The sequence below is a fragment of the Achromobacter pulmonis genome, assembly GCF_902859765.1.
GTDB classification, from domain to species: Bacteria; Pseudomonadota; Gammaproteobacteria; order Burkholderiales; family Burkholderiaceae_B; genus Achromobacter; species Achromobacter pulmonis.
The window spans coordinates 1-12592 of sequence record NZ_CADIJV010000058.1; the positions used below are offsets into that span (position 1 = coordinate 1).

Annotated in this window: 11 protein-coding genes and 1 pseudogene; 6 read left to right on the plus strand and 6 right to left on the minus strand. The window is 69.3% G+C overall.

Annotated features, from left to right (window positions below):
* The 5 genes and pseudogenes from HV701_RS25720 to HV701_RS25740 all read left to right on the plus strand — a co-directional run.
* Positions 1-403: pseudogene (locus tag HV701_RS25720) on the plus strand (tetratricopeptide repeat protein); the annotation flags it as partial.
* Positions 396-1076 (plus strand): chemotaxis protein CheW, encoded by a 681-nt coding sequence (locus HV701_RS25725; protein ID WP_236756446.1) that lies wholly within the window; start codon positions 396-398, stop codon positions 1074-1076. The pseudogene HV701_RS25720 and the gene HV701_RS25725, both read left to right, overlap by 8 nt.
* Positions 1073-3334: a hybrid sensor histidine kinase/response regulator gene (locus tag HV701_RS25730; protein WP_175135832.1), complete on the plus strand. Its 2262-nt coding sequence runs from the start codon at positions 1073-1075 to the stop codon at positions 3332-3334. The genes HV701_RS25725 and HV701_RS25730 overlap by 4 nt, the downstream gene beginning before the upstream one ends.
* Complete coding sequence (cheB, locus tag HV701_RS25735) at positions 3331-4365, plus strand: chemotaxis response regulator protein-glutamate methylesterase (protein ID WP_175135833.1); 1035 nt, start codon at positions 3331-3333, stop codon at positions 4363-4365. The genes HV701_RS25730 and cheB overlap by 4 nt, the downstream gene beginning before the upstream one ends.
* A 19-nt stretch (positions 4366-4384) precedes the next feature.
* Positions 4385-5428 (plus strand): response regulator, encoded by a 1044-nt coding sequence (locus HV701_RS25740; RefSeq protein WP_175135834.1) that lies wholly within the window; start codon positions 4385-4387, stop codon positions 5426-5428.
* Positions 5429-5448: 20 nt separating this feature from the next.
* On the opposite strand, the gene HV701_RS25745 is transcribed toward HV701_RS25740, so the two are convergent.
* From HV701_RS25745 to HV701_RS25765, 5 genes are all read right to left on the minus strand, one after another.
* Positions 5449-7104, minus strand: coding sequence for an ABC transporter permease (locus tag HV701_RS25745; RefSeq protein ID WP_175135835.1), 1656 nt, complete (start codon positions 7102-7104; stop codon positions 5449-5451).
* Positions 7105-7145: 41 nt separating this feature from the next.
* On the minus strand, positions 7146-8075 hold the full coding sequence (locus tag HV701_RS25750) for an ABC transporter substrate-binding protein (protein WP_217467995.1): 930 nt from the start codon (positions 8073-8075) through the stop codon (positions 7146-7148).
* 43 nt (positions 8076-8118) lie between these two features.
* Positions 8119-8832, minus strand: coding sequence for an ABC transporter ATP-binding protein (locus tag HV701_RS25755; protein WP_175135837.1), 714 nt, complete (start codon positions 8830-8832; stop codon positions 8119-8121).
* Entirely contained in the window at positions 8829-9947 is a 1119-nt protein-coding gene (locus tag HV701_RS25760) for a porin (protein ID WP_175135838.1), read from the minus strand. Before HV701_RS25760 ends, HV701_RS25755 begins: the two co-directional genes overlap by 4 nt.
* Before the next feature lie 140 nt (positions 9948-10087).
* Complete coding sequence (locus tag HV701_RS25765; RefSeq protein WP_175135839.1) at positions 10088-10567, minus strand: Lrp/AsnC family transcriptional regulator; 480 nt, start codon at positions 10565-10567, stop codon at positions 10088-10090.
* A gap of 178 nt (positions 10568-10745) precedes the next feature.
* On the opposite strand from HV701_RS25765, the gene HV701_RS25770 reads away from it, so the two are divergent.
* Complete coding sequence (locus HV701_RS25770) at positions 10746-12032, plus strand: cystathionine gamma-synthase family protein (RefSeq protein WP_175135840.1); 1287 nt, start codon at positions 10746-10748, stop codon at positions 12030-12032.
* Between the two features lie 27 nt (positions 12033-12059).
* Here the strand turns inward: HV701_RS25770 and HV701_RS25775 are convergent.
* Positions 12060-12592, minus strand: a 533-nt coding sequence (locus HV701_RS25775) for a molybdopterin cofactor-binding domain-containing protein (protein WP_175135841.1), incomplete at its 5' end; no start/stop codon positions are given.

Here is a 12592-nt window from a genome sequence, read left to right on the forward strand (position 1 = left end):
GCCGGCGATTGCCGCGTCGGCCGCGACCTTGGCGCCTGCCGCCAGCCTGACGCCGGCCAAGGCCGCGCCTGCCGTCGCGCCCGCCGCCGGGATCGAAGCGGACCTGCGCGCCATCGCCAGGCTGGCGGACCAGGGATCGGTGGGCGAGGCGATGGCGCGCTGCCGCGCGCACCTCGGCGCGCACGGCGCCAGCGCCCAGGCGCTGTACCTGCTGGGCTTGTTGCAGGACGCCGAGGGCGATACGCGCCAGGCCGAGGCCGCCTATCGCAAGGCCCTGTACCTGGATCCGACCCATCACGAGGCGCTGCTGCACCTGGCCGCGCTGATCGCGGCCGGCGGCGACCACGAAGGCGCCCGCCGCCTGCAGGCGCGCGCCGCGCGCCAGGAGGGCCGCCGTGGTTGACACGCTCGACGCCCTGGCCCGCCTGGCGGAGGTGGACGACTGCTGGAACCGCATCGGTATTCGCGGTGACAAAAGCTGCGAGCGCCTGTCCGAGCATGTGCATTGCCGCAATTGCCCGGTCTATGCCGGGGCGGCCAAGCGCATCCTGGACCGCCTGCCGCCGCAGAGCGGCGCCGAGGCGGTCGCGGCCGGCCGGGACGACGCGGCGCAGGCGCGGCTGTCGTCGCTGCTGGTGTTCCGCCTGGGCGGGGAATGGCTCGGCTTGCCGACCCGGGCGCTGGATGAAGTGACGCCGACCCGCGCGATCCTGCCCTTGCCGCACCGGCGCGATCCGGCGGTGCTGGGCGTGACCAATATGCGCGGCACGCTGACCGTCTGTGTGTCGCTGGGGCGTTTGCTGGGCCTGGATGGCGCCACCGTCGATAGCGGCCGCGAGCGCCCGGCCGCCGCGCGCATGTTGTTGTTCGGCGGCGCCGGGCGGGCGGTGGTGTTGCCGGTGGACGAGGTCGAAGGCATCCATGGCGCCGACCTGCAGGCGCTGTTGCCGCTGCCGGCCACGGTCGAGGGCGCCAGCCTGAAATACTCGCGGGGCATGGTGCGCTGCGGTCAGCGCAGCGTCGGCGTGCTGGACGAGACCCTGTTGATGCAAGCCTTGGAACGGAGCCTGGCGTGAACCCGGACCAGATGCGCGATGCCTCGCTGCTGGAGCTGTTCCAGCTGGAAACCCGCAATCAGGTGCAGGTGCTGAACAACGGCCTGCTGGCGCTGGAGCACGACCCGACTTCGGCGCCGCAGCTGGAGGCCTGCATGCGCGCGGCGCATTCGCTCAAGGGCGCCGCGCGCATCGTCGACCTGCACCCCGCGGTGCGCATCGCGCACGCCATGGAGGATTGCCTGGTGGCGGCGCAGGAAGGGCGCCTGCGCCTGCAGGCCGCCGATATCGACGCGCTGCTGCTGGGCACGGACCTGCTGCAACGCGTCGCCACGCCGGGCGTGGAGCTGGGCCAAGAGATCGACGAGCTGGTCGCCAGGCTGTCGAATGCGCCCGATGCGCCGCCGGCCGCGCCGGCGCCGGAAAGGCCGCCCAAGGCCGCGGACTTCCTGCCGCCCATCCCGCAGCCGGACGATGCGTCCGCCGCGCCGCCGGCCGCGCGCCGCAGTTCGGACCAAGTGTTGGGCGAGGGTGAGCGGGTGCTGCGAGTGACCGCCGACACGCTCAACAAGCTGCTCGGCCTGTCCAGCGAAACCCTGGTGGAATCGCACTGGATCGCGCCCTTCAGTGCTTCCATGCTGCGGCTGCGGCGGCTGCAATCGGGCGCCGGCCAGGCGCTGGACAGCCTGCGCGCCTCGCTGGCCGGCGAGCCTATCGACGCCCGCAGCCAGGCGGCGCTGGACGATGCCCAGCGCATCGTCCAGGCCTGCCAGCAGGAATTGGCGCAGCGCGCCAGCGAGGTCGATGAATTCGGCTGGCGCATGGGCCACCTGGCGCAGCGCCTGTATGACACCGCGCTGGCCTGCCGCATGCGGCCGTTCGGCGATGGCCTGGGCGGCATGGCGCGGATGGTGCGCGACCTGGGACGGTCACTGGGCAAACAGGTGCGGCTGGAAATCGAAGGCGATTCGACCCAGGTCGACCGCGACATCCTGGACAAGCTGGATGCGCCGCTGATGCACCTGTTGCGCAACGCGGTCGACCACGGCATCGAGATGCCGATGGACCGGCTGGCGGCGGGCAAGCCGGCCGAGGGCCTGATCCGCCTGTCGGCGCGCCACGCGGCCGGTATGCTGCTGATCGAACTGAGCGACGATGGCGGTGGCATTTCGCTGGACCGTCTGCGGTTCGAGGTGGTGCAGCGCAAGCTGACCAACGCCGAGACGGCTGCGCGCCTGAGCGAGGCCGAATTGCTGGAGTTCCTGTTCCTGTCCGGCTTCAGCACGCGTGGCGAAGTCACCGAGATCTCGGGCCGCGGTGTCGGCCTGGACGTGGTGCAGACCATGGTGCGCCAACTGCGCGGCGCCGTGCGCATCCACCAGCAGACCGGCCAGGGCACGCGGTTCGTGCTGGAGATGCCGCTGTCGCTGTCGGTAGTGCGCAGCCTGCTGGTCGAGGTGCAGGGCGAGATCTACGCCTTTCCGCTGGCCTATGTCAGCCATGCGTTGCAGGTACGCGCGCAGGACATCGAGCAGCTCGAAGGACACCAGCATTTCCGCTTCATGGATCGCCAGATCGGCCTGGTGTCGGCGCGCCAGATCCTGCGCGCCGGCGAACCGGCGCCGGCCGCCGAGACGCTGCCGGTGGTGGTGGTGGGCGACCATGACAAGCACTACGGCATCGCCGTGGACCGCTATGTGGGCGAGCGCACGCTGGTGGTGCAGCCGCTGGACCCGCGTCTGGGCAAGGTGCAGGACGTGATGGCCGGTTCGCTGATGGACGATGGCACGCCGCTGCTGATCCTGGACGTCGAGGACATGCTGCTGTCGGTGCAGAAACTGGTGGAAGGCGGGCGCCTGGCGCGGGTCGATGGCGGCGGTCCGGTGGCGCAGGCGCGCCGCCGCAAGCGCGTGCTGGTGGTGGATGATTCGCTGACGGTGCGCGAGCTGGAGCGCAAGCTGCTGCTGAACCGCGGTTTCGAGGTGGCGGTGGCGGTGGATGGCATGGACGGCTGGAACATGCTGCGCAACGAGGCCTTCGACCTGGTGGTGACCGACGTCGACATGCCGCGCATGGATGGAATCGAATTGGTGTCGCGCATCAAGGCCGATCCCAAGTTGCAAAGCCTGCCGGTGATGGTAGTGTCTTACAAGGATCGCGAAGAGGATCGCCGGCGCGGACTGGATGCCGGCGCCGACTATTATCTGGCCAAGGGCAGTTTCCACGACGATGCCTTGCTGGACGCCGTGGAAGACCTCATCGGAAAGGCGCTGACGTGAGAATCGGTATCGTCAACGATCTGCAAATGGCGGTGGAAACCCTCCGGCGCGCCATCGCGCTGGAGCCGGGTCTGGAGGTCGCCTGGGTCGCGGCCAATGGCCAGCAGGCGGTCGAGTTGTGCGTGCGCGACCGGCCCGACGTGGTGCTGATGGATCTCATCATGCCGGTCATGGACGGGGTCGAGGCCACCCGCCGCATCATGGCCGAAACCCCTTGCGCCATCGTGGTGGTCACGGTGGACGTGGCGCGCCACACCGCGCGCGTATTCGATGCCATGGGCTATGGCGCGCTGGACGCGGTCGATACGCCGGTGGTCGGCGGCGCCGACCTGCGCAGCGCCGCGGCGCCATTGCTGCGCAAGATCCGCAATATCGGCTGGCTGATCGGCCGCTACGGCAGCACCCGCACGACCCTTGCGCCGGTGGCCCGCGGCGCCGCCCAGTCCGGCCCGTCGCAGGGCCTGCTGGTGATTGGCGCGTCCGCCGGCGGGCCGGCCACCCTGGCGCAGTTGTTACGCGATATTCCGGTGACGTTTCCCGCCGGCATTGTGCTGGTGCAGCATGTCGACGCCGTGTTCGCCGCCGGCATGGCCGACTGGCTCAACGATCAGGTCGACTTGCCGGTGCGCCTGGTGCGCGAGGGCGAACGGCCGGTGGCGGGACAGGTGTTGCTGGCCGGCACCGACGACCATCTGCACCTGCTGGCCGATGGTACGCTGCGTTACACCGAGAATCCGAAGGAAAGCCTGTACCGTCCCTCTATCGATGTATTTTTCCATAGCGTTGCGCAGCACTGGCAGGGCCAGGCCGTTGGCGTGCTGCTGACCGGCATGGGGCAGGATGGCGCGCGCGGCCTGAAGGCGCTGCGTGATCGCGGCTGCCTGACCATTGCCCAGGACCAGGCCACCAGCGCGGTCTACGGCATGCCCAAGGCGGCCGCCGCGATGCAGGCCGCCGCTGAAATCCACCCATTGGACAAGATCGCAGCCCGCCTGGTCCAGGCGTTTGCCACACCCGCCGGGCATAGCTAGAAAATCAAGGAAAGACACTATGCATCCTCCCATCGACAGCCAGGCCTCGGCCGACCTGAATTCGCTCGCGGCCATGGTGCTGCTGGTCGATGACCAGGTCATGGTCGGCGAGGCCATCCGCAGGGCCCTGGCCACGGAGGGCAACATCGACTTCCACTATTGTTCGGACCCCTACAAAGCGCTGACCGTCGCGGTGCAGACACGGCCCACGGTGATCCTGCAGGACCTGGTGCTGCCGGGCGTAGACGGCCTGAGCCTGGTGCAGGAATACCGCAACCACCCGGTCACGCGGGACATTCCCATCATCGTGCTGTCGACCAAGGAGGATCCGGCCATCAAGAGCGCCGCGTTCGCGGCCGGCGCCAACGACTACCTGGTGAAGTTGCCGGATTCCATCGAATTGGTCGCGCGCATCCGCTACCACTCGCGCTCGTACCTGGCGCTGGTGCAGCGCGACGAGGCCTACCAGGCGCTGCGCCAGAGCCAGCAGCAATTGCTGGAAAGCAATATGGAGCTGCGCCGCCTGACCAATTCCGATGGCCTGACCGGGCTGGGCAACCGCCGCTATTTCGACGAATACCTCAATGCCGAGTGGCTGCGCGCGCGCCGCGATGGCCGCGAGATCAGCATGCTGATGATCGACGTGGACCACTTCAAGGCCTATAACGATACCTACGGCCATATCGCCGGCGACGAGGCGCTCAAGCGCGTCGCCAACACCATTTTCGCCAGTTGCGACCGCTCCACCGACCTGGCCGCGCGCTTCGGCGGCGAGGAATTCGCGCTGGTGCTGCCGGGCACGCCGGCCGGCAGCGCCCGCCTGGCCGCCGAGAAGCTGCGGCGCGCGGTCGAGGCCATGCAGATTCCGCGCAAGGATATGGGCGGCGGTCCGTGGCTGACCGTCAGTATCGGCACCGCGACCGCCGTGCCGGTGGCCGACCGGCCCTGCACCGACCTGATCCAGGTCGCCGATCGCGGCCTCTACCAGGCCAAGCACCAGGGGCGCAACCGCGTGGTGCAGGGCGAGATGTCGGCGGCCGGCGAGGCGCCGGGGCCGGCCTGAGGCGGCGGCCCCGCCGCCTATCAGGCGCGCGCGCCGCGCCGCATCGAGGTGGCCGCCAGCATCAGCGTCAGGCTGATGCCGACCGCCACCGCCGCCATGGCCATGCCTTCGCCGACCGAACCCTGTTCGAACTGCCGCCACACGAACACCGATACCGTCTGCACACCGGCCGGCGCCAGCAGCAGCGAGGTGACCAGTTCGCGCGAGGCCACCGCGAACACCATCAGCATGGACGCCGCCAGGCCCGGCAGCACCAGCGGCAGCACCACGCGGCGCAGCGCCGCGGCGGCGCTGGCGCCGTGCACGCGCGCGGCCGCTTCGAGGTTGGCGCCGAGCTGCGCCAGCGCCGCGCCGACGTAGCGCACCGGATACGGCAGCAGCAGGCAGGTGTACGACAGCAGCAGGATGCCCCAGGTGCCGTAGGGCGAGGCCGGCCAGAACGGCTGGTTCCAGGCCAGGATCAGGCCGACTCCAACCACCACGCCGGGCAGCGCCGCGGGCAGCAGCGCCAGCGCGTCAATGACGGCCGCGCCCGGCACATGGCGGCCGGCCACGCACCAGGCCGCCAGCAGGCCCACCGCGCCCGCCGCCAGGGCGGTGCCGCAGGCCAGCAGCAGGCTGGTCGACAGTGCCTGCCAGGCTTCGCCGCCGGCCTGGAACAGCGCCGCGAAATTGGCCAGTGTCAGGTTGTCCGGCGACAGGCCGCCGGAAACATGGCGCGTCAGGGCCGCGGCCAGCATCGATGCCAGCGGCGTCGCCACCGCCACCAGCGCCACCGCTGCGAACAGGGCCAGTACCGGCCAGCGCCAGGCTCCCAGCCGACCGCGCGCCAGCGGCGCGGGCTTGCCGGTGGTGGTCTCGAAGCCGCGCCCGGCCACCAGCGCGCGCTGGATCGCGTAGGCCGTCAGCGCCAGCGCCACCAGCACCAGCGATAACAGCGCCGCGCCGGGCAGATCAATGGGCCAGTCGGCCAGGCGCCGTTCGATGGCGGTGGTCATGACGGCGACGCCGGCCTGAGCGCCGAGGGCCGCGGGCACGCCGTATTCCTCGATCGCCAGGGTGAAGGCCAGCAGCAGGCTGGCGCCGATGGCCGGCAAGGCCAGTGGCAGGGTCACGCGCAGGAAAGCGCGCCAGGGGCCGGCGCCGAACACGCGCGCCACCTCGGCCAGCCGGGCGCCGGTGGCGGCCATGCTGCGCGAGACGGCGAAGTACACCACCGGGAAGATCGCCAGGCCCATCGCCAGCGTCACGCCGGCCGGCGAGAACAGCAGCGGCCCGAGGTTGAAGCCGGCCAGTTGTTCCAGGTAGCCGCGCGGTTGCAGCGCCATGGTCCACGATAGCGCCGCGATGTAGGGCGGCAGCAGGAACGGCACCAGGAACAGCAGGTCCCACAACCGCGCCAGCGGCACCTGGAACAGCCCGCGCAGGGCGCCCAGCGGAATGCCGATCGCGGCGCTGACGGCGGCCACGCCCAGGCCCAGCTTGAGCGTGCCGCCCAGCAGGGTCAGCGCGGCCGGCGTGGCCAGGGTGGCGGCCCAGGCGCCGAAGGGGTCGCGCAACGAGCCTTCGGCCAGGTGGGGAAAGACGGCCTGCAGCGCGACGAAGGCCATCGGCAGGGCGACGAGCACGCCCAGGGCGGCCACGGTAATGGCCGCCAGGAGGAAAACGCTTTTCATGGTGGGAGAAGGGATGCCGGGCGCGCCGGCATCCCGGCCTGTCAGTGTTGGCCGAACAGGCGCGCGAAACGCGCCAGCACGTCGGCGCGCGAGGCGCCGGGCGCGGTTTCGGGCAGCAGGGTCAGGTCCTTGAACAGCGGCCGCTTGCCGGCCACGTCCTGGCGCGCCGGCATCAGCCAGGCATCGGCGACGGCGCGCTGGCCGTCCTCGGACAGCACGTAGTCGATGAACTGGCGGGCCTGGTCGGGCACCTTGGTGGTCTTGAGGATCATCATCGGGCGCGGCGCGATGGCGGTGCCGCTGGACGGGAAGATCACCTTGATCGATTCGCCTTTCTCGACGCTGGCGTACGAGACGTAGTCGACCGCGCCGAACACCGCGGCCTTGGCGCCTTGCAGCACGGGCGTCAGCGCCTGGGCGTTGGGGCCGGAGATGGTCATGCCGTTGTCGCGCAGCGTCTCGAACAGCTTCCAGGCCGCTTCGCCCTGGGCGCTTTGCAGGCCCAGCAGCAGGTCGAGCGAGGCGCCGGACAGGGCGGGATCGGGCGTGGTGACCTTCTGCTTGAACTGCGGGCCGGTCAGGTCGGCCCAGTCGCGCGGTTCGGGGGTGCCGCTGCGCGTGTTCCAGACGATGCCCAGCGCCGAGATGCCCTGCGCCACATAGGTCGGGGTCTTGAAGCGGGCCGGCACCTGGGCGGCATTGGGGCTGTCGTGGGCCAGCAGCCAGCCGCGCTGGTCCAGGTCCTGGGCGGTGTCCCAGGACGCCGAGATCAGCACGTCGGCACGCGGGTTGGCGGACTCGGCTTCGAGCCGCGCCATGACCTTGCCGGTGGTGGCCTGGAACACATCGACCCTGATGCCGGTCTTGTCGTGAAAGCCAGCGGCCAATTGCTTGATCAGGGCGCCGGGCCCCGCGGTGTAAACGGTCAGCGCCTTGGCCTGGCCGGCGGCCAATCCGAACGAAAGCGTCATAAAGAACGTGGCAAGTAGTTTGGAAAGGGGAGTGTGGAGCATTTTAGGCAGAGTCCTGGGGGTTGGACAGCACGAGGTCGGCGATGCGGCCGTGCGCCATGCGGGCAATGGTGTGCGCCAGGGCATGGGCTTCCTCATGGTCGTGGGTGACATAGACGGCGGTGGTGCCAAGGCGGCGCAGCAACGCGCCGATTTCGACGCAGAGCGATTCGCGCAAGGCGCGGTCCAGGTTGGACAACGGCTCGTCGAACAGCAGCACGCGCGGCCGCGCCACGATGGCGCGGGCCAGCGCGACGCGCTGCTGCTGGCCGCCGGACAGCTCCGACGGCCGGCGCGCGGCGTGCTCGCCCAGGCCGACCAGGGCCAGGGCTTCATGCACCCGGCCCGGCCGCTCGCGCCGGGGGACACCGCGCATTTCCAGCGGGAAGGCGACGTTGCCGGCCACGCTCAGGTGCGGCCATAGCGCGTAGTCCTGGAACACCATACCGAGGTCGCGGCGCTCCGGCGGCGCATGGCGCCGCGTATCGCAGACGACGGCATCGCCGAAGGCAATGCTGCCGGCCTGTGGCCGCAGCAGCCCGGCCAGCGACTTGAGCAGAGTGCTCTTGCCGCAGCCCGACGGGCCCAGCAGCGCCAGGACGGTGCCCGCGGGCACGTCCAGGTCGACGCCGTCCAGCACGGTGTGGCCGTTGAAGGCGTGGCGCAGGCCGCGCACGGCGATCGCCGTGCCGCGCGCGGTCGATGCCGGCGCGTTCAAAACCGGTGCCGCAGGCCGAGGTTCAGGCCGAACTGGTTCTTGCCCGGTTCGACGTTGGCGCCGTATTTGCCGCCGACCACGCTCTGCGCCGATTTATCGTCGTTGACCGCATAGGCGGCCACGGCGTAGACCGTGGTGCGCTTGGACAGGTCGTATTCGTTGCCCAGCACGAACATGGTGGACTTCTGGCCGGTGCCGGCGGCCTGCGCGGCCGGGCACACGGCATTGTTCATGTCGTCGCAAACCGAGTCATTCAGGTGATACACGGCGAACGACAGGCGGTTGTTCTGCACCGGCCGGTAGGCCACGCCCAGCCAGGTCAGGTTGTTCTTGTAGGTGCGCTGCGTCAGCTTCTGCTCCAGCCAGCGGTAGCCGGCGTAGACCTTGACGTCCTCGAAGTCGTACGACAGGCCGGCCACGATGCGGTCTTCGCGGTTGTCGCTGTTGGCGCCCTTGGCGGGCTTGTCCGCATGCTTGGAGTGATACAGCAGTCCGGCGCTCAGGCCGCCGGACTGGTAGCGCACGCCGCCGCCGAACATGCGGCCCCGCGTCTTGTCGTCGAACGACTGTTCGTTGTTCCAGCCGAAGCTGTAGTAGCCGCCGACGGATACGGGTCCGAACTTGCCGACGTACATCACCGCGTTGTCGGTGCGGTCGGAGAAGGCCGGGTCGGGGCGCTTGATGGAGAAGTTGGCGTTGTCGAACGGGTTGTATTTGCTCATCCAGTCGATCATGAGCGTGTTGTGGCGGCCCAGCGTCAGGCGGCCCAGGCGCTTGCTCGACAGGCCGACGTAGGCCTGGCGGCCGAACAGGCGGCCGCCTTGCAGGGCGCTGCCGTTGCCGGAGTTGAAGCCGTTTTCCAGCACGAATACCGTTGCCAGGCCGTCGCCCAGGTCTTCGGTGCCGCGCAGCCCCCAGCGCGAACCGTTCAGGTTGCCGGCGCTCATGCCCGTCTTGCTGTTGCCGCTGGGACCGTTGCTGAGGTATTGCAGGCCGGTATCGATCAGGCCATAGAGCCGGACCGTACTGGAGGGGGCCGTCGCCGCGAGGGCGGGAGAGAGTGCCGAGACGGACAGGCAGGCGCCAGCCGCCGCGATGCGGAGAGTCGATTTCATGAAAGGAAGTCCTCTTTGGGATTCAATCGGAATCGACACTCTAGGGGCGGGTCGCTACAGCTTCGTGACACGCCCCGATATCCGGCGACCACTCGGCAAGGCGTTGGCGGCGAGCGGCGCGGCCCGCGGCCGACGGACTTTCAGAGATGCAGCTTGGTCGATGACTTCACTTCGTGCATCGACAGGGTGCTGAGCAGTTCCTTCACGCCGGGCAGGGTGCGCAGCCGGTTGCGCACGAACTCGGAATAGGCATCGAAGTCGCGCGCCACGATGTGCAGCAGATAGTCGTGCTGGCCGGTCGTGTTGTGGCAGGCCAGCACTTCGGGCATGGCGGCCACCGCCGCTTCGAAGGCGTGGCAGGTTTTCTCGGTGTGGTTGTCCAGCGAGATGCTGACGAACGCCACCACGCCCATGCCGAGCGCGCGGCGGTCGAGGATGGCCTGGTAGCCGCGGATGATGCCGGAGGTTTCCAGGCGCTTGAGGCGCTTCCAGCAGGGCGAGGCCGACAGCGACACGCGCTCGGCCAGTTCGGCGTTGGAGAGCCGGCCATCTTCTTGAAGGATTTTCATGATTTTCCAATCAATCGCGTCAAGTTGATGTAACAAGGCAGTCCCTTTCATGATTATCTTGATATGAGAAACAATATTTCCCATTATCCATTTTCAAGAGCATAAATGGAAATAACATTGCGGCCCGGCAGGCCCATACTCGCTGCATCGCCCGGCCGGCGGCGCTATCGTGTCCATACCCGTGATGCCGCCGCCAGCCAGGCCGCCATTCCCCCTTGAGAGGCACGCCATGAGTTATTCCAGCTATCACAAGAAAGACATCTCCGGCCGTCCGCTGCATGCCGAAACGCAGATGATGTCGTACGGCTTCGACCCGTTCCTGTCCGAAGGCGCGGTCAAGCCGCCGGTGTTTCTCACGTCCACTTTCGCCTTCCGTTCGGCCGAGGACGGCGCCGAGTTCTTCGATCTGGTGGCTGGCCGCAAGCCTCTGCCGCAGGGCGAATCGGCCGGGCTGGTGTACAGCCGCTTCAACCATCCCAACCTGGAAATCGTCGAGGACCGGCTGTCGCTGCTGGACGGCTCGGAGGACGCCGCGGTGACCTCCAGCGGCATGTCGGCGATCAGTGCGGTGTTCCTGGCGTTCCTGCGTCCGGGCGACCAGTTGGTGCAGTCGGTGCCTCTGTACGGCGGCACCGAGACCCTGATCGCCAAGATCTTCCCGGAATGGGGCATCGGCTCGCATCCGATCCAGGACGGCCTGTCGGCGCGCAGCATGCGCGATGCGCTCGAAGCGGCCGCGGCCCAGGGGCCGGTGCGGCTGTTCTATGTGGAAACGCCGGCCAATCCGACCAACGCGCTGATCGATTTCCAGGCGGTGCAGGCCGAGCTGGACGCATTCGCCAGCCGCCACGGCTATCGCCCGATCTCGGTGTGCGACAACACGCTGCTGGGGCCCATCTTTCAGAAGCCGGCCGCGCACGGCGTGGACCTGTGCGTGTATTCGCTGACCAAGTACGTGGGCGGACACAGCGACCTGGTGGCCGGCGCGGTCACCGGCTCCAAGGACCTGATCAAGAAGGTGCGCGCCATCCGCAGCGCCTTCGGCTCGCAGTTGGACCCGCATTCGTGCTGGATGATCACGCGCTCGATGGAAACCGTGGTGTTGCGCATGAAGCAGGCCGCGCGCAGCGCCACCCGGGTGGCGCAATGGCTGGCGGGCAACCCGCACGAGAAAGTGCGCATCTATCATCCGGAAATCATCGCCGACGAGGCGTACCAGGCGGTCTACAAACGTCAGTGCACCGGACCGGGCTCGACCTTCGCTTTCGTGCTGGATGGCGGTCGCGCCAAGGCGTTCCGTTGCATCAATGCCCTGCGGCTGTTCAAGTCGGCGGTCAGCCTGGGCGGCACCGAGTCGCTGGTGTGCCACCCGGCCTCGACCACGCATTCCGGCGTGCCGGCGGCCGAGCGCGATGCGGCCGGCGTGTCCGAGGGGCTGATCCGCATTTCCATCGGCCTGGAGCATGAGGAAGACCTGATCGCCGACATGGACCAGGCGTTCCGCAGCCTGGCGTGAGCCCCGCGCGGGTCGATCCGCGCCGGGTCATCCCGCGGGGGCGCGCAGCGCCGCGCGCACCCCGTCGGGCGTGAACGGCGCCTGGTAAAAACGCCGGCCGGTGGCGTCGAACAGGGCGTTGGCGAGGGCCGCCGGCCCCGGGATCGCGGCAGACTCGCCCGCGCCCATGGGCGCCTGGTCCTGGCGGGGCATCAGCAGTACGTCGATGGGCGGCAGGTCCTTGAAGCCCATGATGGGGTAGCCGCCCCATTCGCGGCTGGCCACGCCGGCCGCGTCGAACCGCACGCGTTCGATCAGGCAGCGGCTGAGGGTCTGGTTGACGTTGCCATGGATCTGGTGGCGCACGCCGTCCGGGTTGACGATCATGCCGGTATCCTGGCCCACCACCACACGGGCGACGGCGATACGGCCGCTGGCGGGGTCCACGCTCAGGTCGACGACCCAGGCCGCCCAGGCGGCGCCGAAGCCGGGGAACTTGCTGTGCACATAGCGCGCGTAGGCCACCCCGCGTCCGTGCAGGCGGCCGTCGGCGCCGGGCGCGCCGCGGCTGCCGGGCGGCC